This window comes from Rhizobium lusitanum (assembly GCF_014189535.1).
GTDB lineage: Bacteria > Pseudomonadota > Alphaproteobacteria > Rhizobiales > Rhizobiaceae > Rhizobium > Rhizobium lusitanum_C.
Genome location: NZ_CP050308.1, coordinates 2,540,189 through 2,560,000, shown reverse-complemented (window position 1 = coordinate 2,560,000; position 19,812 = coordinate 2,540,189). Strand labels below are relative to the sequence as shown.

The following is a 19,812-nucleotide window of genomic DNA, read 5'->3' as shown; positions in this document are numbered from 1 at the left end:
GGGCGTACAGGACCCCGCTACGCTTGCCTTTGTCGATCAGCCGCCGACGATAACACTTAATGAGGCGCGCGCGCTGCTGCGGCAGCTGGGAGCATTGGACGCCGACAATGGGCTGACCGCGCGCGGGCGGCTGATGCGCGATCTGGCATTGCCACCCCGGCTATCGGCCATGGTGATCTCGGCGGCGGATTTCGGCCAGGCGCGGGAGGCAGCAATGCTCGCCGTCTTGCTAACGGAACAGGGGCTGGGTGGGCCGAGCGTCGATCTGGAAGAGCGACTGCGACGGTTCAAGATGGAAAAGGGCGAGCGCGCCGAGGCGGCGCGCCGACTGGCCGGAAGGCTGGCGACGGCGGCGGGCGGTAGCAAGAGCACGACCGCGGGTGCGCCGATATTGGCCGGTTCCCTGCTGCTGCACGCCTTCCCGGATCGTATTGCCCTGCAACGCGGAGGACGCGGACGTTTTGTCATGGCGAACGGGCGTGGGGCCGAGCTGCCGGAAACGGAGCGGCTTGCCGGCTCGCAGATGCTGGTGATCGCCGATCTGACCGGCCGGGCCGCGCAAGCCCGTATCCTGGCGGCGGCGGAGATTTCGCGAGGCGATGTCGAAGAGCATCTACCCGGCGAAATCCGCACGGAAGACCAGAGCGTTTTCGACAAGACGAGCCGACAGGTGCGCGCGCGGCGCGTCACTCGCCTCGGCGCCATCATATTTGAAGAGACCCCCTTGCCGCGCCCATCCGGTGAAAAGGCGGCAAAAGCCTTGGCCGAGGGCATTCGCGAGCTCGGGATCGGCGTGCTGCCGTTTTCCAAGGAAGCAGCACAATTACGGGACCGGATCGGTTTCCTCTACCGCACGATCGGCGAGCCCTGGCCCGACATGAGCGACGAAGCTCTTCTTTCACAGCTTGACGACTGGTTCACGCCGTTCCAGACGGAGGCGCGCGGCCTTTCCGATATCTCTTCCGGCGGGCTCTCCAATGGATTGATGTCGCTGGTGCCACACGCGCTGCAGCGCGACCTTGGCCGGATGGCACCAACGCATTTCGAAGCGCCGACCGGCCAGCGCCACCCGATCCACTATGAGGGCGAGGAGCCGCTGTTGACGATCCGCGTACAGGAACTCTTCGGGCTGAAGCAGCATCCGGCCATCGGCGGCGGTCGCTTGCCGCTGGTGCTGGAACTGACGTCTCCGGCACATCGGCCGATCCAGACGACGCGCGATCTGCCCGGTTTCTGGGCGGGATCGTGGAAGGATGTGCGCGCCGACATGCGCGGGCGCTATCCACGGCATCCCTGGCCGGAAGACCCGGCGGAGGCTTCCCCCACAACACGAACCAAGCCGAGAGGAACCTGAACATGGCCAGCTTCTTCAGAGGATTGGACAAGATAGCAATTGCGGACGCCAAGCTGCAGGACGACTACCACACCAGCCGGCGGCTGAGATTGCAGACGTTGGTGCGCCTACGCTGGCTTGCCGTCGGCGGCCAGACGGCCACGGTGATGATCGTCGCCTTCTGGCTGAAATTTCCGATGCCGCTCCTGGCCTGCTGCGTGCTGATCGCCTGCTTGGCCTGGATCAACTTCTTCCTGACGCTGCGCTATCCACCGACGCACCGGCTGGAGCCGGCCGCCGCCTTCGCGCTGCTTGGGCTCGACCTTCTGCAGCTCTGCGGGCTGCTGCTGATTACCGGCGGGCTTGCCAATCCGTTTTCAGCGCTAGTCTGCGTGCCGGTCATCATCTCGTTTGCCTCGCAGCCGATCCGCTACAGCATGGTGTTGATCGTGCTGGCGATGATTTGCATCACCGGTCTTGCCTTCTCGCCCTTTCCCCTGCCCTGGTATGGCGGTATCGAGGTCAACGTCCATAGCGTCATGCAGCTTGGCGTCTGGTGCTCGATCGCCTCCACCATGGCCTTTGCCGCCTTCTATGCCTATCGTGTCTCCATGGAGGCGTCGCAGCTCGCCGATGCGCTGGCAGCGACGGAACTGGTGTTGCAGCGGGAAAAGCATCTGTCTCAGCTCGACGGGCTGGCGGCCGCCGCTGCCCATGAGCTCGGCACGCCGCTTGCGACCATCAGCGTCGTTGCCAAGGAGATGGAGCGCGAACTCAAAGAGGATGACCGTTTCCGCGAGGACGTGGCGCTGCTGCGCAGCCAGAGCGAACGCTGCCGCGATATCCTGCGGCGGCTGACGACGCTGTCGGCCGAAGACGAGGCGCATATGCGGCGGCTGACGCTGTCGTCGATGATGGAGGAGGTCATCGCGCCGCATCGGGAATTCGGGATAAAATTGGAGCTGATCGAAAAGAGCCCGAGGGCCGGCGAGCCGGTGCTCAACCGCAATGCCGGCATCATGTACGGGCTCGGCAATCTCGTCGAAAACGCCGTCGACTATGCGCGCAAGAAGGTGACCGTCACGGTGGAATATGGCCCTGACACGCTCATCATCATTATAGAGGACGACGGCAACGGCTATGCGCCCGATATTCTGACCAGGATCGGCGAACCCTATGTCACGACCCGGCAGCGTGACGACACGGCCGGCGGCCTTGGGCTAGGGCTGTTCATCGCCAAGACCCTGCTGGAGCGCTCGGGTGCTGCCATTTCCTTCGGCAATCGCGATCCGGAGACGCCGGGCGCCCGGATCCGCGTCGAATGGCCGCGCGTTTTGATCGACAGTAATTCGACAAAATGAGTTTCACGGCTTAAAACACCGATCGTTAAAATCAGTAGGACTGTGCAGGCGGGATGCCGCCGGGATTGAAGATGATGACGGATAAAGAGCTTGCCGACCCTCATGCGGGGGCCAAGGATATTGCGGACCATATCGGCCCGGATGCGACATTGTTGATCGTCGATGATGACGGCCCCTTTCTGCGCCGGCTGGCGCGCGCCATGGAAACGCGGGGCTTCACCGTCGAGACGGCAGAATCGGTGGCGGAAGGTGTCGCCAAATCCAAGACCAATCCACCCAAATACGCCGTGGTCGATCTTCGCCTCGGGGATGGCACCGGCCTCGAGGTCATCGAGGCGATCCGGCAGCGGCGCGACGACACGCATATCGTCGTCCTGACCGGCTACGGCAATATCGCAACGGCGGTCACTGCCGTGAAGCTCGGCGCGCTCGATTATCTCGCCAAGCCGGCGGATGCTGACGATGTCTATGCGGCGCTGACGCAGCGGCCGGGCGAAAAGGCCGAAGTGCCGGAAAACCCGATGTCGGCGGATCGGGTTCGCTGGGAGCACATTCAGCGTGTCTATGAAATGTGCGAGCGCAACGTTTCCGAAACGGCCCGTCGCCTCAACATGCACCGCCGCACGCTGCAACGCATCCTCGCCAAGCGCGCGCCAAAGTAGCCATCATTCAGGTGAAAAATCCTTGCCTGTCGCCCATTCGGCCAATAGCAGCCGCTGGGCGGCGGCGCGGGAGAAGTTCAGCGTCACCGACTTGCGCGTCGCCGGCGGCAGGCGATGCTCGGACGCCTCGCGGATCATATGGGCACCGTAACCATCCGACAGGAACAGCCCGCAGTCTTCCGGGAAGATATCGAGCGGCACATCCTTGTGCGTCGCGAAGAACAGACGGTCGCAATGCTGGCGGTAATCCGGCCATTTGCGATCGACACGGAAGTCCTCGATCGAGGTCTTGATCTCGATGATCCAGATCTCGCCCTTTTCCGACAGGGTGATGAGATCCGCCCGGCGGCCGCTTGCGAGCGGCAACTCCGGCAAGATGGCGTGACGCATCTCATGCAGTAATAGTTGCATGCCCCTACGTACAAGCATCGCCCGTTCAGACTGGCGGCCATCTATTAACGGATTATTATTGTAAACATTCAAAATCGTCATGAATTGCCTCGGGAACCGGCAAGAATCGTTGCAAAAAAGCCATGTCCCTTTAATTTGCGCAGCGGCGCCATTGAAGTAGGAGCGCTGCCGCTTGCAAAGCTAAGTTTAATGGAAAATAAACCATATTCAAAGATGGTGAATACCATCCCATTCCCTGCCACAACGCACCAAGAGACTTCCATGCGCACCCGCAATGCTATCACCGCACTCGGCCTTGTCGCAACGCTCGCTATGGCTGGCTATGCCACCACCGCCGCAGCCACGCCGACCGCCACAGCCAATTCCTCCGCCGACACCGTCCAGACATTCGACAGTGACTACGGCGTCACGAGCGACAACGGCTTCCAGCTGCCGGCGATCCCGATCCAGAAGGTGAAGCCGCAGTTCCGCCGCCAGATCGTCAGCTACACGTCTGGCGAAGCTGAGGGCACGATCATCGTCAACACGCGCGAACGTCATCTCTATTATATCCTCGGCAACGGCGAAGCGATGCGCTACGGCATCGGCGTCGGCAAGCAGGGTTTCTCCTGGTCCGGCACCGCCTATGTCGCCTGGAAGCAGGAATGGCCGACCTGGCATCCGCCGAAGGAAATGGCAGTGCGCCGTCCGGAAATCGCCAAGTATGTCGACGGCGGCATGAACCCGGGCCTCTCCAACCCGCTCGGCGCCCGCGCCATGTATCTCTACAATGAAAAGGGCCAGGACACGCTGTTCCGCCTGCACGGCACGCCGGAATGGGCCTCGATCGGCACGGCTGCTTCTTCGGGCTGCATCCGCCTGATCAACCAGGACGTCATCGATCTCTACAGCCGCGTTCTGCCGGGGCACAGCACCAAGGTCGTCGTGATCCAGTAATCACTGGCACTCGGAATTTAGAAAGGCCGCCGGACATCGATCCGGCGGCCTTTTTGTTTAGAGAATTGGGTCGATGCTATACCGCCCCATCCGCCCTCGTCCTTCGAGGCTTCGCTTCGGCTGCGCACCTCAGGATGAGGGCTGATCTTTCCGCCTAACCGCAAGATCCTCTCCACCTCATCCTGAGGTGCCTTGCCGTCAAAGCGTCAGCGCAGACGACAAGGCCTCGAAGGATCGAGGTGGCCTCCGATGGAGCGCAGGCTTACCCCGCCTGCTTCGCCTTCAGTTCGATGCGGCGGCGATGCAGGACCGGCTCGGTATAGCCATTCGGCTGTTCGCGCCCCTTGAGCACAAGATCGAGCGCAGCCTGGAAGGCGACAGAGCCGTCGAAATTGCCGGCCATGGCGCTATAGAGCGGGTCGCCGGCATTCTGCTGGTCGACCACAGCGGCCATGCGCTTCATCGTCTCGACAATCTGCGCTTCGGTGATGACCTTGTGATGCAGCCAGTTGGCCATGTGCTGCGCCGAGATGCGCAGCGTGGCGCGGTCCTCCATCAGGCCGATATTGTTGATGTCGGGCACCTTGGAGCAACCGACGCCCTGATCGACCCAGCGGACGACATAGCCGAGAATACCCTGACAATTGTTGTCGATCTCACGCTGGATCTCTTCCGGCGTCCAGTTCGGGCGCGAGGCGACCGGCACAGAGAGGATATCGGAAAGTTTGGCGCGGGCGCGGCTCTTCAGGGTCTGCTGGACATTGGCGACATTGACCTTGTGATAATGCGTGGCATGCAGCGTCGCGGCCGTCGGCGACGGCACCCAAGCGGTGTTGGCGCCGGCTTTTGGATGGGCGATCTTCTGTTCCAGCATCGCCGCCATCAGGTCCGGCATGGCCCACATGCCCTTGCCGATCTGGGCATGGCCGGAGAGGCCGCATTCGAGGCCGATATCGACGTTCCAGTTCTCGTAGGCGGCGATCCAGGCGGCCTACTTCATGTCGCCCTTGCGGATCATCGGGCCGGCTTCCATCGAGGTATGGATCTCGTCGCCGGTGCGGTCGAGGAAGCCGGTATTGATGAACACGACGCGATCGCTGGCGGCGCGGATGGCTTCCTTGAGGTTGACCGTGGTGCGGCGCTCCTCGTCCATGATGCCCATCTTGATGGTGTTGCGCGGCATGCCGAGCACATCTTCGACGCGCGAGAAGATCTCGACGGCGAAAGCGACTTCTTCCGGCCCGTGCATCTTCGGCTTGACGACATACATCGAGCCGGCGCGGGAATTCTTGCGACGACCGTTCGGGCCGATGTCGTAGAGCGCGATCAGGCCGGTGATCATGGCATCCATGATGCCCTCCGGCACTTCGTTGCCGTCACAGTCGAGGATCGCCGGATTGGTCATCAGGTGACCGACATTGCGTATCAGCATCAGCGAACGGCAATGCAGCTCGAAGCTCGAACCATCGGGGGTGGTGTAGACGACATCCGGGTTGAGACGGCGCGTGAACGTCTTGCCGCCCTTGGCGACGTCCTCCGTCAGATCGCCCTTCATCAGGCCGAGCCAGTTGCGATAGACCTCGGCCTTGTCTTCGGCATCGACGGCGGCGATGGAATCTTCGCAGTCCATAATCGTGGTGATCGCCGATTCCAGCCGGACATCGGAAATATGCGCCGGATCGGCCTTGCCGATATCGGTGCTTGGATCGATGACGATCTCGATGTGGATGCCGTTGTTCTTCAGGAGAATATGCGAAGGAGCGGCGACATCGCCGAGATAACCGGCGAAACGCCTGCCGTCGGCAAGAGCGACAGTGCCGGTCTTCGTCGTAATCGTTAGCGCCCCACCATTGACGGCAAAGCTCGTGACATCCTTCCAGCTGGCACTGGCAAGCGGCGCAGCAGAGTCGAGGAAATCGCGCACCCAGGCGATGACCTTCTCGCCGCGCTTGGAATTATAGCCCTTGCCCTTCTCGGCGCCGTCGGTCTCGGGGATGGCATCGGTGCCGTAGAGCGCGTCATAGAGCGAGCCCCAGCGGGCATTGGCGGCGTTCAGCGCGTAGCGGGCGTTCATAACGGGAACGACGAGCTGCGGGCCGGCGATAGAGGCGATTTCGGGGTCGACATTAGCGGTCGAGACCGTGAAGGCCGGGCCTTCGGGGATGATGTAGTCGATCTCGCGCAGGAAGGCCTCGTAGGCGGCCATGTCGACCGGCGCACCGTTCTTGCGATACCAATCGTCTATCATTACCTGCATCCGGTCACGCTTGGCGAGCAAATCGCGGTTTTTCGGAGCGAGGTCATGGACGATCGCCGAAAAGCCGGCAAAGAAGGTATCCGCCTCGACGCCGGAGCCCGGCAGGGCCTCCTTGACGAGGAAATCATACAGGACCGGTTCGATCTGAAGCCCGTTTTTCTCGATGCGGCTCATACACTCAACTCCTCACGGCCGTTTGACGGCTCAATTCTGACATGGTGCCACTTTGCGGTCAGTTTCGCCTTCCGTCAATTTGGCAATAGTTCGAAAGATTTATGCAATTCTGGAAACAATCAATCCACGGCAATCCGCGGGCGACCACTGGCTGTCGCGATAAAGCGCGCCTCGACCAGCTTGCGATTGCCCTCGACCTCTGGCGCATCGACCTGCTCATCCATGGCGATGACGGGATCGACGGCACCGTTCAGCCGTGCCTGCGCCATCGCCACCGCGATTGCCCGCTCCCGCGCCATGGAGAAACTCTTCTCCTCATCGGTAAACCGCAAGGTCTCACCGGCGCCGTTCAGCACATAGATGCCGTCCTCCGGCATGGTGACGAAGACGGTGGCGCTGATGCGGACCTGGCCGACGACGGCGCCAATGGCGTTCGCCACGTCCGAATCAGCGGGAATGGCGCTCTCGCTCGCCAGCATCGCGGCGATGGCTGGGTAATAGACCGGGGCGGAAGCACCGAGGCCGACCAGGGGACGATCGAGCGAGATGGAGAAACGGGCGATGCCTGGCGCGCGGCGAAGAGCGCGGTCGATCGAGATCGACTTGGCCGGATCGAGATCGGCAACACCGTCCTCGGCAAGACAAGCTGCGAGGATGACATCGGCGGACTGCCGCGTCAGGCGATCGACGATCTTTTGCGCCAGCTCCTCGACGGATGCCGCGATCGGGCGGCCGGAACCGTCCTTCATCCGCATTGCCAGCCCGAGGCCAAGTCGCGCGGCCTCCCCGTTCCACTGGCTCTGGCGACCAAGCACATGCATGGCATCCGATGGCGTCAGGCCGCTAAGATGTACGAGGCCGCGCGCCACCAGCCGATCCAGCGTCGCCTTCTGCGAGGTCGAGGTCAGAAGCTGGTCGAGGGCCAGGGGTGTCGTCCCGATCTTGTCGAACAGCGCCTGTTCCAGTGGCGTCAGCCCGCTTGCCAGATGATCCGGCACGCCGGTTCGCACCGCAAAGCGGCCGGCGTTGCGGCCGAGATGCGGCGCGCGGAGCTGCTGTTCCAGCACGGCGATGATGGTCTCGCTATGCGTATGGGCGACAAGGCTGAGGGGCAGCAGGCGGCGCGGCCCAAGCTCGAAGCCGGCGACAAGGCCACGATCGTTGATCTTCACCTCGGAATCGCCGCCGAGGCCATAGGTGCGCATGGCGACAGCTTCGACCATGGTGCGGTAACCGCCGACGACGGCGCCATCGGCATCGAGTCGTGGCCGGCCAGCCTCCATGACCGCGACATCGGTGGTGGTGCCGCCGATGTCGGACACCACGGCATTGTCGAGACCGGTCAAATAACGCGCGCCGACAAGGCTCGCGGCCGGGCCGGAGAGAATGGTCTCGATCGGACGGAGCTTGGCCTCGGCGGCCGAGATCAAAGCACCATCGCCGCGCACCACCATCATCGGTGCAGCGATGCCGCGCTCAGCCAGAAAGCCTTCGCAGGCGCCGACTAGTCGGTCGATCATCGAGACCAGGCGGGCATTCAGCAGCGTCGTCAGCGCCCGGCGCGGGCCGCCGAGCTTGGAGGAAAGTTCATGGCTACAGGTGACCGGCAGATGCGACAGCTCGCGAATGGCATCGCGCACGCGGATTTCATGGGCCGGATTCCGCACGGCGAAATAGCCGGCGATAGCAAAGGACGAGACACTCTTCGAAAGCTCCGGCAGCGCCTCTTCCAAGGCCGTCAGATCGAGCGGGCTCTCATTGCCGTGGACATTGTGCCCGCCGGGCAGGAACAGCACGGGATCGGATCCCAGCGCCTCGGCGAGACCATCGCGCTTCAGATCCTCCGGGCCGAAGCCGATCATCACCAGCCCGGCACGGCCGCCCTGCCCTTCGACCAGCGCATTGGTGGCAAGCGTCGTCGATAGCGACACGAGGCCGATGGCGGAGACGGGAACCCCGGCCTTGGCGATGACTGTATCCACGGCGCCGGCGATGCCGACAGCCAGATCATGCCGCGTGGTCAGCGACTTCGCCTTGGCAATGATGCCATCGGTTTCATGAAAGAGAACGGCATCGGTATAGGTTCCACCCGTGTCGATGCCGAGCAGGAAGTGAGATGTCACGCTGATATAGAACCTCTGGCCCCGGTAATAACTACGAACATCCGCAACACCGATGAGACACGGGCGAAGCAGCAAGCGCTGAGCCTATCTCGCCCTTGGCGGGCGAGAAAGCAATTTCATTGGTTTAGGAATTGCGACACGGAAAGCTCCACACGCTTAAAACCTAGCGCAATTTCTAAGCCATTGAAATTGCAAGAGAGGGGATTCTTTTCTTGCTCGAACAAGGTCAGAGCGCAGCATGCCCCTGCCTACCCCCGCCCTTGAAATTCCTAAGAAATTGCTTTCTCGCCCGCCAAGGGCGAGATAGGCCCCGCATTCACCGGACCCCCTACCGCCTCGACACCCGCATCGGCAGCCCGCCTTGCGGCTGCGTCGTCAGCTTCTGCACCGGCCAGGGATTGGTCTCGTCGGTGAGGTCGAAGCGGAAGCGGTGCATCATCACGGCAAGGGCGATGACGGCCTCCTGCAGGGCGAAGGTGGCGCCGATGCAGACGCGCGGGCCGGCGCCGAAGGGCAGGTACTGGAAGCGATTGATCTTGCCGCGGTTTTCCGGAAGGAAGCGTTCGGGCATGAAAGCGCGGGGCTTATCCCAATAAAGCGCGTGGCGATGCAGTGTCCACGGCATGATCAGCACGGTGATCCCGGCCGGTATCTCGACGCGTTCGCCGCTGGGGCTCGTCCATTCATCATCGGCGATGGAAGCGCGGTTGATCGAGGGTGCCGGCGGATAGAGGCGCATCGCCTCCTCGAAGGCGGCGCGGACATTCGGCATCAGGTCGAGCCAGGCGACGGGCTCGGCGCCGGTGGCAAGCACGCGGTCGATTTCCGCCTCCATGGCCTCGCGTATATGCGGGCTATTGGCGACGCAATAAAGCGTCCAGGCAAGCGCGCGGGCCGTCGTCTCGTGGCCGGCGCCAATGAAGGTGAGAATATTGTCCTCGATCTCCTCCATGGTCAGGCCGTCGGGGCCGGTCTTTTCCAGGAGCAGCGTCAGGAAGTCATCGGGTGCGGACGCGCGATCCCGGCGCATCTTGTCGAGGCGCAGGTTCATGGTATCGCGGACGATGCCACGAAACTTGTCGAGTACCTTCTGGCCGCCGATGCGGGTGACGCGCGGCACCCAGGAGGGCGCACGCAGGAGGTCCATCGGATCGACGCGGCCCATGCGATGCAGCAGCTGGTCGACGTCATCGGCGAAACTGTTGCCTTGCGTGACGATCTCGCCGGAAAACAGTGTCTCGGCGAGAATGACAAAGGTGAGCTCGGTCATATCGACAGCGATATCGAAAACCTCTCCCTCGCTGCCGACCTCTTCGTATTTGCGAACATAGTCCTCGCTCTGGCTCAGCATCTGGCCGGCGAAACCCTGGGCATGGCGCGGCGTGAAGACCGGGGCGACGGCCTTGCGCGAACGTTTCCAGACGGGGCCTTCCGCTGTCAGCAGACCGTCGCGCAGGATCGGTCGGAGTATGAGCTGGCGGATATCGGACATGCGGTAGTTGGAAGCATTGTCGACCAGCACATGCTTGATCAGGCCTGGATCGTTGACGATCAGCGTGCGCTCGCGAAAGAAGCGCGTCATGATCCAGGGCAGCGTATAGGAGGGCTCGCCCCATAATTCGAGCGGATTGCGCAGGATGGTGCGAATGATCGTCAGCCGCGACGGCGGCACGGTGCGCGGGATCGGGGCCGGCGGAGAAAAGGCTTCCGGGATCATATCCATGAGATCAAATCTCCTCGAAAACCTTATTTTCCCGACAGTTTGGAAGTCTAGAGCAGTTTAGCGTTTCACGGAAACGCTAAACTGCTCTATCTGTTGTTTTGACGCAATTCCGGACGGAAAACCGCTGCGCACTTTTCCTGGAATTGCTAGAGCAGCGACTTCAGATCGTCCAGCTTCTCATTGATCAGCCAGCCATAGTAATTTTCTTCCGGCCATACCGATTGGCCCGCGCCCCGGTTTTTGGCGGCAAGTGCTGCGGCGCGCTGGCGGGAATTGCCGACATTGTAGAGCGTCGCCGTGAGGCCGGGATTGCCTGATATATCCATGCCGGCGATCGAACGGTAGTCGTCGATCGACTTGCGGATCGAGCCGGCAACGAAGGCAAGCGACAGATCCGGATCCATGATCGCCTTGTAGACGCCGCTGGCATCCTTTTCATCCAGCTTCGGAATGCCCGACGTGGAGCTGACGAGATCGGAAAGCTCCAGAGCGGTCAGCGGATTGATCTGGCCGAGGCCGAAGGTCTGGCCGGCATAGAAGGGCTGGAAGAACACGGCGCTGAAACGATTGTCGGGGAAGGATTTTCCATCGACCTTCTTGCCCCGGAAAGCACTGTCCCAGACATCTTCGCGGCAGGTCCAGAGACTATAGGAATCCCTCTTGGCCTTGCAGACGTCGAATTGCGGCCGGGCAACGAAATCATCGATATTTTCGCCACTATAGGCAAAACGGAAGCTCTGGCCGGCATAGGAAGCGGCCTTGACGTAATAGGACTGCAGGCCGTCATAGGCGTCGACATTATAGGTATGCTCGCCGACCAGCGCGCCTATGATGTGGATCGGATCTATGCCGTAGTCGCGCGCCGTCGACTTGATCTTCGACATCAGCCTTGTGTCGGTCGCCAGCAGCTCGCGAACCTTCTGGTATTTGCGGTCGAAGGTCGAATTCGTGCCCCTTGTGCGACGCACGGAGGCGCCGGGGATCGCCGGCTGCTCGGCATTGCGGTTGCCGGGCGGCACCATGGTCGCCGCATCCGCATAGGCCGGTATCCAGGAAAAGCTGACAATCGCCAGGAGAAGGGGGATCAGTATGCGTCGCACGATGGCTGCCCTATCGAAGTTTTATCCGATGCTTCCATGCGGCTGCCTGAGGGACAATCTTGGCCGAATAAAGCCAAGCCACGCAAAGAAACGGGCCCCTAACTAAAAAGTTAACGGCCCGCTGTCGAGTGATTAATATTTCAAGATGCCGAAGCCGGCATCGGTCGCGCTAAAGGATGAAGCGCGACAGGTCGGTATTGTTGGCGAGATCGCCGACATGCTCGCGGACATAGTCAGCATCGATGGTCACCGATACGCCGGCACGATCCGAGGCATTGTAGGAAATCTCGTCCAGCACCCGCTCCATCACCGTCTGCAGGCGGCGGGCGCCGATGTTCTCGACGGTGGAGTTCAGATGCACGGCGACATCGGCCAAAGCGTCGATGGCGTCATCGGTGAAGTCGAGCTTCAGGTCTTCTGTCTCCATCAGCGCCTTGTACTGACGGATGAGGCTGGCTTCCGGCTCGGTCAGGATGCGGCGGAAATCTTCCTTGGTCAGCGGCCGAAGCTCGACGCGGATCGGCAGGCGGCCCTGCAATTCCGGCAGGAGATCCGAAGGCTTCGAGACATGGAACGCGCCGGAGGCGATGAAGAGGATATGGTCGGTCTTGACCGGACCATACTTGGTCGAAACCGTCGTACCTTCGACCAGCGGCAGCAGGTCGCGCTGCACGCCTTCGCGGGAAACGCCGGCACCCATGCCGCCGTCGCGGGCCGCGATCTTGTCGATTTCGTCGAGGAAGACGATGCCGTCATCCTCGGCGGAGCGCACGGCCTCGCGCTGGATCGCCTCATTGTCGATCAGCTTGTCAGATTCGTCGCGCACCAGTTCCTTATAGGAATCCTTGACCGTCGTGCGCACCTTCTTGGTGCGGCCGCCCATGGCCTTGCCGAACATTTCGGAGAGGTTGAGCACACCGATATTGGCGCCGGGCATGCCGGGGATCTCGAAGCCGCCGGGCATGCCGGAGCCGCTGTCGGCAACTTCGATATCGATTTCCTTGTCGTCCATCTGCCCGTCGCGCAGCTTCTTGCGGAAACTGTCGCGCGTCGCCGGCGAGGCGGTCGCGCCAACCAGGGCATCGAGCACACGCTCTTCAGCGCTCATATGCGCCTTGGCCTGCACCTCGGCGCGCTTCTTTTCACGCACCAGGCCGATGCCGACTTCGACGAGATCGCGGATGATCTGCTCGACGTCGCGGCCGACATAGCCGACTTCGGTGAACTTCGTGGCTTCGACCTTGATGAAGGGGGCGCCAGCGAGCTTGGCGAGGCGACGGGAGATTTCCGTCTTGCCGACGCCGGTCGGGCCGATCATCAGGATATTCTTGGGCATGACTTCGTCGCGCAGATCGGGCTCGAGCTGCTGGCGGCGCCAGCGGTTGCGCAGCGCAATTGCCACGGCGCGTTTGGCCTCATGCTGGCCGACTATGTAGCGGTCGAGTTCGGAAACGATCTCGCGGGGAGAAAAAGTGGTCATTTCGTTTGTTTCCCGTCAGGGCTGGATACGATCAAGATAGGAATTCAGGCTTCGGCATCGAGCGTCTCGATCACCACATTATGGTTGGTGTAGACGCAGATGTCGGCGGCGATATCGAGGGCGCGGCGGGCGACCTCCTCTGCGGATTTGTCTGTATCCATCAGCGCACGCGCGGCGGCGAGCGCATAATTGCCGCCGGAGCCGATCGCCAGCGCGCCGTGTTCCGGCTCGAGCACATCGCCGTTGCCGGTGATGGCGAGCGTCACGCTCTTGTCGGCAACCAGCATCATCGCTTCGAGGTTGCGCAGATATTTGTCCGTGCGCCAGTCCTTGGCGAGCTCGACGGCCGCGCGCATCAACTGGCCGGGATATTGTTCGAGCTTCTTTTCAAGCCGCTCCAGCAGCGTGAAGGCATCGGCGGTCGCGCCGGCGAAACCGGCGATCACGTCGCCCTTGCCGATGCGGCGAACCTTGCGGGCGTTGCCCTTCATTACGGTCTGGCCAAGACTGACCTGGCCGTCACCGGCCATCACAACCTTGCCACCTTTGCGAATAGTCACAATTGTCGTCATGTAACACCTGTTTGCCCCCATTCTGGCGGGCTTTCTGCCGGGCCGCGTTTCGGCCCCGTCGTGATCTATGTAAGAGGGCTTTTTGCGATTGCAAATGCCTTCCATTTTGGAATGATGCTTGGAAGCCGGCTAGATAAGTCATTGGCGACTTAACTTCTGGATATTTGCCGATGTGCCTGATAAGGAACGGCCGTCATCCCGATGGAGCAGCCCATGGCAGAGACTGTAGCGAGCCGCACGGCAAGCGTTTCCCGCAAGACCAACGAGACCTCGGTCTCCGTATCCGTCAATATCGACGGCAGCGGCAAGTCGACCATTTCGACGGGCGTCGGTTTCTTCGACCATATGCTGGAGCAGCTGTCGCGACATTCGCTGATCGACATGGAGATCGACACCAAGGGCGACCTGCATGTCGACGATCACCATGCCGTTGAAGATACCGGCATCGCCATCGGCCAAGCCATTTCCAAGGCGCTGGGCGACCGGCGCGGCATCACGCGCTATGCTTCGATCGATCTCGCCATGGACGAGACGATGACGAAGGCGGCCGTCGACCTCTCAGGCCGGCCATTCCTCGTCTGGAACGTTGCCTTCAGCGCCCCGAAGATCGGCACCTTCGATACCGAACTGGTGCGCGAATTCTTCCAGGCCTTAGCGCAGAATGCCGGCATCACGCTGCATATCCTCAACCATTATGGCGCCAACAATCACCATATAGCCGAGACATGCTTCAAGGCCGTTGCCCGCGCGCTGCGCACGGCAACCGAGATCGACCCGCGGCAGGCAGGCCGTGTGCCCTCGACAAAGGGCACCCTCGCCTGAGCCCCATCAATGGGGGAAGTGAAGAGATGGCAAGCTATCTGATTTTGACGCCACCCGGAGGACCGGACGGTAACCAGGACAAGACGCGCTTCATCCGCGACGGCTTTTCCTGGAGAGCGTTTCTGTTTCCGAGCCTGTGGATGCTTTACCACCGGCTGTGGCTGCATGCGGCCGCCGCCTTTCTGATGCAAGGCATCGCCCTTGAGTTGATCCGCCAGCCGGGATTTTTCGCCGCCGGTATCACGATCCTCATCGGCGTGCGCATCCTTGCCGCGCTCGAAGGCCCCCATGCCGCCTATCGTCGTCTTACCGACGCCGGATGGAAGGCGGAAGGGCTGGTTTCGGCGTATAATCTGGCGACGGCTGAAGAGATCCATTTCTCGGGCATCGAGCCGAAAGCGCAGGAAAATATCCGCGCGAACGGCTGGGATATTCCTTCCTATCCAAACAATAATTCCGGCCACGGCGGATCGACATTCGGTCTTCCCGGCTATGACGGAGGACGCTGATTATGCGCGTCGCGATTATCGACTACGGCTCGGGCAACCTGCGTTCGGCCACCAAAGCCTTCGAACGCGCTGCCCGCGAAGCCGGCATCGACGCCGAGATTGATCTGACCGACGATGCCGAACGCGTCGCCACGGCTGATCGCATCGTGCTTCCGGGCGTCGGCGCCTATGCCGACTGCCGTCGCGGGCTGGACGCGGTTTCCGGCATGGCGGAAGCCGTCATCGACGTCGTGGAACACAAGGCCCGCCCCTTTCTCGGTATCTGCGTCGGCATGCAGCTGATGTCGGCGCGCGGGCTGGAAAAGACGATCACTGAGGGCTTCGGCTGGATCAAGGGCGACGTCAAGGAGATGACGCCAAGCGATCCCTCGTTGAAAATTCCGCAAATCGGCTGGAACACGTTGGATCTGAGGCACCCACACCCGCTCTTCGACGGCATTCCGACCGGGCCGGATGGGCTGCACGCCTATTTCGTGCATTCCTACCATCTGGCGGCCGATCACGCCGACGACGTCATCGCCACGACGGGCTATGGCGGGCCGATGACCGCTTTCGTCGGCCGCGACAACATGGCCGGCTCGCAGTTCCACCCGGAAAAAAGCCAGAAGCTCGGCCTCGCCCTAATTGCTAATTTCCTGCGCTGGAAGCCTTAGAGTGCGCATGATCCTGTCCGAAAACCGCTTCACACTTTTCGGGATCATGCCTAAGGCTCGCGCGGAAGAAACGGAAAAAGTAAAATGATCTTGTTCCCCGCCATCGACCTAAAAGACGGCCAGTGCGTGCGGCTGAAACTCGGCGATATGAACCAAGCGACAGTCTATAATCCCGACCCCGGCGCCCAGGCCAAGGCCTTCGAGGACCAGGGCTTCGAATGGCTGCACGTGGTCGATCTCAACGGCGCCTTTGCCGGCGAGACTGTCAACGGTGCTGCCGTCGACGCCATCCTCAAGGCGACAAAGAACCCGGTGCAGCTTGGCGGCGGCATTCGCACGCTCGACCATATCGAGAACTGGCTGGCACGCGGGCTCACCCGCGTCATCCTCGGCACCGTTGCCGTGCGCGATCCGGCGCTGGTGATCGAGGCTTGCAAGAGGTTTCCGGGCCATGTCGCCGTCGGCATCGATGCCAAGGGCGGCAAGGTGGCGGTCGAGGGCTGGGCGGAAGCCTCTGAACTCGGCATCATCGAACTGGCAAAGAAATTCGAAGGCGCCGGTGTCGCCGCGATCATCTATACCGACATCGACCGCGACGGCATTCTGACCGGCATCAACTGGGCTTCGACGCTGGAATTGGCCGATGCCGTTTCGATTCCCGTCATCGCCTCCGGCGGGCTGGCTTCAATGGACGATATCCGCCGCATGGTCGAACCGGACGCCCGCAAACTGGAGGGTGCGATTTCCGGCCGGGCGCTTTATGATGGCCGTATCGATCCGAAGGAGGCCCTGGCGCTGATCAAGGCGGCCAAGGCGAAGGAGATCGCGCAATGACCTTGAAAGCCCGCGTCATCCCCTGCCTCGACGTCAAGGACGGCCGCGTCGTCAAGGGCGTCAATTTCCTCAATCTCGTTGATGCCGGCGATCCTGTCGAAGCCGCCAAGGCCTATGATGCCGCTGGCGCCGATGAACTCTGCTTCCTCGATATCACCGCCTCTTCCGACAACAGGGAGACGATCTTCGATGTCGTCGCCCGCACCGCAGAACAATGCTTCATGCCCGTGACGGTCGGTGGCGGCGTTCGCGCGATCGCCGATATCCGCAAGCTGCTGCTGTGCGGTGCCGACAAGGTGTCGATCAACTCGGCGGCGGTGAACAATCCGGATTTTGTCGCTGAAGCCGCCGACAAGTTCGGCAATCAATGCATCGTTGTCTCGATCGACGCCAAACGGCGGCGTACGCAAGAACTCGGCGGCGACAATCTGAGCGCCTGGGAGATCTATACCCATGGCGGCCGCAACGCGACCGGCATCGACGCCGTCGATTTTGCCCGCAGGATGGTCGAGCGTGGTGCTGGCGAGCTGCTCGTCACCTCCATGGACCGCGACGGCACCAAGGTCGGCTATGACCTGGAACTGACGCGGGCGATCGCGGATGCCGTGCGCGTGCCGGTCATCGCATCGGGCGGCGTCGGCGACCTCGACGATCTCGTCGCCGGTATCAAGGAAGGCCATGCGACCGCCGTGCTCGCGGCGTCGATTTTCCACTTCGGCACCTATTCGGTCGGCGAAGCAAAACGGTATATGTCAGAGCATGGCATCCCCATGCGGCTCGATTAGAAGGGACAAGGCGGATGAGCGGATTTACCCTTTCCGACCTCGAAAGGATCGTCGACGAGCGCTCCAAGGCGCCGCCGGAGGAATCCTGGACGGCGAAGCTTTGCGCCGCCGGCCAGCCGAAAGCTGCAAAGAAGCTGGGCGAGGAAGCGATCGAGGCCGTGATGGCCGCCGTGACCGGCGATCGCGACAATCTCACCTATGAGGCAGCTGATTTGCTTTATCATCTCATGGTCGTATTGAAGATAGCAGGCATTCCGTTGCAGAATGTCATGGGTGAGCTCGAAAGGCGCACCGCTCAATCCGGCCTTCAGGAGAAGGCAAGCCGGTAGAACGCGATGACAATAGCAACCAAAACCCCGACCACACCCGAGACGCTCGATATTTTTCAGGCGAAAGCCTATTCGCCCTACTATTTCTTCTCCACGGAGGAATGGGCGAAATTCCGGGCCGATACACCGCTGACCTTGACCGCCGACGAAGTGACCCGGCTGCGCTCCATGGGCGACCCCATCGATCTCGACGAAGTCCGGCGCATCTATCTTTCGCTATCGCGGCTTTTGTCGTCGCATGTCGAATCCTCGCAGATCCTGTTCGAACAGCGCAACCGGTTCCTTAGCCTCAACGGTGTCGCCAAGACGCCCTTCGTCATCGGCATCGCCGGCTCAGTCGCCGTCGGCAAGTCCACCACAGCCCGTATCCTGAAGGAACTGCTGCGCCGCTGGCCTTCGAGCCCGAAGGTGGACCTGATCACCACCGACGGTTTTCTGTTTCCGAATGCCGAATTGCAGCGCCGCAACCTGATGCAGCGCAAGGGCTTTCCGGAGAGCTACGATACCGCCGCCCTGCTGCGCTTTCTCTCGGCCATCAAGGCCGGGCAGCCGGACGTCAAGGCGCCCTGCTATTCGCATCTCGTCTATGACGTGCTGCCCGACGAATACAAGACCGTCGACCGGCCGGATATTCTGATCTTCGAAGGCATCAACGTGCTGCAATCGCGGCACCTGCCGGCCGACGGCAAGATCATACCTATGGTCTCGGACTTCTTCGACTTCTCGATCTACATCGATGCCGACGAGCCGCTGATCCACAATTGGTATGTCACCCGGTTCATGCGGCTGCGCGAAACCGCCTTCCGCGATCCGCACTCCTTCTTTCACCGCTATGCCTCGATCACCGAGGAAGAGGCGCTCGGGATTGCCGAGGGACTGTGGAAGAACATCAACCTGAAGAACCTGCGCCAGAACATCCTGCCGACCCGCCCGCGCGCCGACCTGATCCTGCAGAAGGGCAAGAACCATCTGATCGAGCAGGTAGCGCTGAGGAAGCTCTGACGCCCGCTCAGGGATTGACGCGCCGCAGCGTCAAATTGATCCGCCCGCCATTTTTCAGGAGCGTCGATGTCGCCGGATGGATGCGATCGACGCCGTGGAAGCAGAGCCTGCCCTCGCCACCGAGGACGACGATGTCGCCACTGGAGAGCTTGAAGGATAGCGTGCGATCATTGCGGTTGAGACCACCGACGCGAAAGAGGCAGGTATTGCCGAGCGAGATCGACAGCACGGGTGCCGCCAGATCCTGTTCGTCGCGATCCTGATGCAGGCCCATGCGGGCATCGTCATTGTAGAAATTGACGAGACAGGCTTCGGGCGGCTTTTCATAGCCGGCTATATCGCTCCAAAGTTCCAACAGTTGCGGTGGGATCACCGGCCACGGCCTGCCCGTAGCAGGATGGGTCGGCTGATAACGATAGCCGCGCTGCTTGTCCGTCACCCAGCCAAGCGGGCCGCAGTTGGTCATGCGCACCGACATCTCCTTGCCGGTGCCAGGCATGGCCGGCGTGTAGAGCGGTGCCTCGGCAACGACAGCGCGGATGGCCTCGACCAAGGCTTCCTGTTTGGGCCGGTCGAGATAGCCGGGCAGAGGGCGAATTCCGTTGGGAAGAAGCATCGATGTTTTCCTGTGGGTAGTGCCGGTCAGGTAGATGCGTGTCGCTGCATTTTTGCGGTCTTGTGTAGCAAAGGCTACCAATAATTTTGGCTCCACGCGCTCATCGACTTGGCGACTTGCCTATTGAAGG

19 protein-coding genes and 1 pseudogene (1 of these 20 running past the window's edge) are annotated in these 19,812 nt (G+C 61.6%); 11 read left to right on the top strand and 9 right to left on the bottom strand.

Annotated elements, in window-relative coordinates; translation table 11 throughout:
• The 3 genes from hrpB to HB780_RS26010 form a co-directional block, all read left to right on the top strand.
• On the top strand, positions 1-1,354 hold the 3' portion of the coding sequence (gene hrpB, locus HB780_RS26020; RefSeq protein ID WP_183690407.1) for an ATP-dependent helicase HrpB. It extends 1,115 nt beyond the left edge of the window; 1,354 of the gene's 2,469 nt are visible here — the last part of the coding sequence; its start codon lies beyond the left edge, outside the window; its stop codon occupies positions 1,352-1,354.
• Positions 1,355-1,356: 2 nt separating this feature from the next.
• Positions 1,357-2,694, top strand: coding sequence for an ActS/PrrB/RegB family redox-sensitive histidine kinase (locus HB780_RS26015; protein ID WP_183690405.1), 1,338 nt, complete (start codon positions 1,357-1,359; stop codon positions 2,692-2,694).
• A gap of 74 nt (positions 2,695-2,768) precedes the next feature.
• Positions 2,769-3,356 (top strand): ActR/PrrA/RegA family redox response regulator transcription factor, encoded by a 588-nt coding sequence (locus HB780_RS26010; RefSeq protein WP_047453954.1) that lies wholly within the window; start codon positions 2,769-2,771, stop codon positions 3,354-3,356.
• A gap of 3 nt (positions 3,357-3,359) precedes the next feature.
• Here HB780_RS26010 and HB780_RS26005 read toward each other — a convergent pair whose 3' ends face one another.
• Together HB780_RS26005 and HB780_RS26000 are read right to left on the bottom strand one after the other, a co-directional pair.
• On the bottom strand, positions 3,360-3,848 hold the full coding sequence (locus HB780_RS26005; RefSeq protein WP_183690403.1) for an MmcB family DNA repair protein: 489 nt from the start codon (positions 3,846-3,848) through the stop codon (positions 3,360-3,362).
• Complete coding sequence (locus HB780_RS26000) at positions 3,845-3,994, bottom strand: hypothetical protein (protein WP_183690401.1); 150 nt, start codon at positions 3,992-3,994, stop codon at positions 3,845-3,847. Before HB780_RS26000 ends, HB780_RS26005 begins: the two co-directional genes overlap by 4 nt.
• A 34-nt stretch (positions 3,995-4,028) precedes the next feature.
• Here HB780_RS26000 and HB780_RS25995 point away from each other — a divergent pair, with 34 nt between their 5' ends.
• Positions 4,029-4,703 (top strand): L,D-transpeptidase, encoded by a 675-nt coding sequence (locus tag HB780_RS25995; RefSeq protein WP_183690399.1) that lies wholly within the window; start codon positions 4,029-4,031, stop codon positions 4,701-4,703.
• A 262-nt stretch (positions 4,704-4,965) separates the two neighbouring features.
• On the opposite strand, the pseudogene HB780_RS25990 reads toward HB780_RS25995, so the two are convergent.
• The 6 genes and pseudogenes from HB780_RS25990 to hslV all read right to left on the bottom strand — a co-directional run bounded on the left by HB780_RS25990 (position 4,966) and on the right by hslV (position 14,132).
• Positions 4,966-7,134 (bottom strand): annotated as a pseudogene (locus tag HB780_RS25990) (malate synthase G).
• A 119-nt stretch (positions 7,135-7,253) separates the two neighbouring features.
• Complete coding sequence (locus tag HB780_RS25985; protein ID WP_183690397.1) at positions 7,254-9,257, bottom strand: hydantoinase/oxoprolinase N-terminal domain-containing protein; 2,004 nt, start codon at positions 9,255-9,257, stop codon at positions 7,254-7,256.
• 328 nt (positions 9,258-9,585) lie between these two features.
• Positions 9,586-10,980, bottom strand: a complete 1,395-nt coding sequence (locus tag HB780_RS25980) for a cytochrome P450 (protein WP_183690395.1) — start codon at positions 10,978-10,980, stop codon at positions 9,586-9,588.
• A gap of 146 nt (positions 10,981-11,126) precedes the next feature.
• Positions 11,127-12,080 (bottom strand): DUF1402 family protein, encoded by a 954-nt coding sequence (locus tag HB780_RS25975; protein ID WP_183690394.1) that lies wholly within the window; start codon positions 12,078-12,080, stop codon positions 11,127-11,129.
• A gap of 169 nt (positions 12,081-12,249) precedes the next feature.
• Positions 12,250-13,560 (bottom strand): ATP-dependent protease ATPase subunit HslU, encoded by a 1,311-nt coding sequence (hslU, locus tag HB780_RS25970; RefSeq protein ID WP_183690392.1) that lies wholly within the window; start codon positions 13,558-13,560, stop codon positions 12,250-12,252.
• 44 nt (positions 13,561-13,604) lie between these two features.
• Positions 13,605-14,132: an ATP-dependent protease subunit HslV gene (hslV, locus tag HB780_RS25965; RefSeq protein WP_183690390.1), complete on the bottom strand. Its 528-nt coding sequence runs from the start codon at positions 14,130-14,132 to the stop codon at positions 13,605-13,607.
• Positions 14,133-14,345: 213 nt separating this feature from the next.
• On the opposite strand from hslV, the gene hisB reads away from it, so the two are divergent.
• The 7 genes from hisB to coaA all read left to right on the top strand — a co-directional run bounded on the left by hisB (position 14,346) and on the right by coaA (position 19,066).
• Positions 14,346-14,954 (top strand): imidazoleglycerol-phosphate dehydratase HisB, encoded by a 609-nt coding sequence (gene hisB, locus HB780_RS25960; RefSeq protein ID WP_047453908.1) that lies wholly within the window; start codon positions 14,346-14,348, stop codon positions 14,952-14,954.
• A 26-nt stretch (positions 14,955-14,980) separates the two neighbouring features.
• Positions 14,981-15,463, top strand: coding sequence for a DUF2628 domain-containing protein (locus HB780_RS25955; protein WP_183690388.1), 483 nt, complete (start codon positions 14,981-14,983; stop codon positions 15,461-15,463).
• Positions 15,464-15,465: 2 nt separating this feature from the next.
• Positions 15,466-16,116, top strand: a complete 651-nt coding sequence (gene hisH, locus HB780_RS25950; protein WP_183690386.1) for an imidazole glycerol phosphate synthase subunit HisH — start codon at positions 15,466-15,468, stop codon at positions 16,114-16,116.
• Between the two features lie 84 nt (positions 16,117-16,200).
• Positions 16,201-16,950 carry a 1-(5-phosphoribosyl)-5-[(5-phosphoribosylamino)methylideneamino]imidazole-4-carboxamide isomerase gene (gene hisA, locus HB780_RS25945; RefSeq protein WP_183690384.1) on the top strand — a complete coding sequence of 250 codons (750 nt, stop codon included), beginning with the start codon at positions 16,201-16,203 and terminating at the stop codon, positions 16,948-16,950.
• Positions 16,947-17,735 carry an imidazole glycerol phosphate synthase subunit HisF gene (hisF, locus tag HB780_RS25940; protein WP_183690382.1) on the top strand — a complete coding sequence of 263 codons (789 nt, stop codon included), beginning with the start codon at positions 16,947-16,949 and terminating at the stop codon, positions 17,733-17,735. Before hisA ends, hisF begins: the two co-directional genes overlap by 4 nt.
• A gap of 14 nt (positions 17,736-17,749) precedes the next feature.
• A complete protein-coding gene (locus HB780_RS25935; RefSeq protein ID WP_007698556.1) occupies positions 17,750-18,064 on the top strand; it encodes a phosphoribosyl-ATP diphosphatase in 315 nt (104 codons plus the stop codon).
• A 6-nt stretch (positions 18,065-18,070) separates the two neighbouring features.
• Entirely contained in the window at positions 18,071-19,066 is a 996-nt protein-coding gene (gene coaA / locus HB780_RS25930; protein WP_183690380.1) for a type I pantothenate kinase, read from the top strand.
• 7 nt (positions 19,067-19,073) lie between these two features.
• On the opposite strand, the gene HB780_RS25925 is transcribed toward coaA, so the two are convergent.
• Positions 19,074-19,682, bottom strand: coding sequence for an alpha-ketoglutarate-dependent dioxygenase AlkB family protein (locus HB780_RS25925; protein WP_183690378.1), 609 nt, complete (start codon positions 19,680-19,682; stop codon positions 19,074-19,076).
• Positions 19,683-19,812 lie beyond the last annotated feature (130 nt).

What these genes read in the sequence shown, in the direction of transcription:
- HB780_RS26005 (WP_183690403.1), bottom strand. Translation starts at nt 3,848, where the DNA reads ATGACGATTTTGAATGTTTACAATAATAATCCGTTAATAGATGGCCGC.
- hisF (WP_183690382.1), top strand. Translation starts at nt 16,947, where the DNA reads ATGACCTTGAAAGCCCGCGTCATCCCCTGCCTCGACGTCAAGGACGGC.
- HB780_RS26000 (WP_183690401.1), bottom strand. Translation starts at nt 3,994, where the DNA reads ATGGTATTCACCATCTTTGAATATGGTTTATTTTCCATTAAACTTAGC.
- hisA (WP_183690384.1), top strand. Translation starts at nt 16,201, where the DNA reads ATGATCTTGTTCCCCGCCATCGACCTAAAAGACGGCCAGTGCGTGCGG.
- HB780_RS25955 (WP_183690388.1), top strand. Translation starts at nt 14,981, where the DNA reads ATGGCAAGCTATCTGATTTTGACGCCACCCGGAGGACCGGACGGTAAC.
- HB780_RS25925 (WP_183690378.1), bottom strand. Translation starts at nt 19,682, where the DNA reads ATGCTTCTTCCCAACGGAATTCGCCCTCTGCCCGGCTATCTCGACCGG.
- hisB (WP_047453908.1), top strand. Translation starts at nt 14,346, where the DNA reads ATGGCAGAGACTGTAGCGAGCCGCACGGCAAGCGTTTCCCGCAAGACC.
- hslU (WP_183690392.1), bottom strand. Translation starts at nt 13,560, where the DNA reads ATGACCACTTTTTCTCCCCGCGAGATCGTTTCCGAACTCGACCGCTAC.
- HB780_RS25935 (WP_007698556.1), top strand. Translation starts at nt 17,750, where the DNA reads ATGAGCGGATTTACCCTTTCCGACCTCGAAAGGATCGTCGACGAGCGC.
- HB780_RS25980 (WP_183690395.1), bottom strand. Translation starts at nt 10,980, where the DNA reads ATGGATATGATCCCGGAAGCCTTTTCTCCGCCGGCCCCGATCCCGCGC.
- HB780_RS25995 (WP_183690399.1), top strand. Translation starts at nt 4,029, where the DNA reads ATGCGCACCCGCAATGCTATCACCGCACTCGGCCTTGTCGCAACGCTC.
- hslV (WP_183690390.1), bottom strand. Translation starts at nt 14,132, where the DNA reads ATGACGACAATTGTGACTATTCGCAAAGGTGGCAAGGTTGTGATGGCC.
- HB780_RS26010 (WP_047453954.1), top strand. Translation starts at nt 2,769, where the DNA reads ATGACGGATAAAGAGCTTGCCGACCCTCATGCGGGGGCCAAGGATATT.
- HB780_RS26015 (WP_183690405.1), top strand. Translation starts at nt 1,357, where the DNA reads ATGGCCAGCTTCTTCAGAGGATTGGACAAGATAGCAATTGCGGACGCC.
- hisH (WP_183690386.1), top strand. Translation starts at nt 15,466, where the DNA reads ATGCGCGTCGCGATTATCGACTACGGCTCGGGCAACCTGCGTTCGGCC.
- coaA (WP_183690380.1), top strand. Translation starts at nt 18,071, where the DNA reads ATGACAATAGCAACCAAAACCCCGACCACACCCGAGACGCTCGATATT.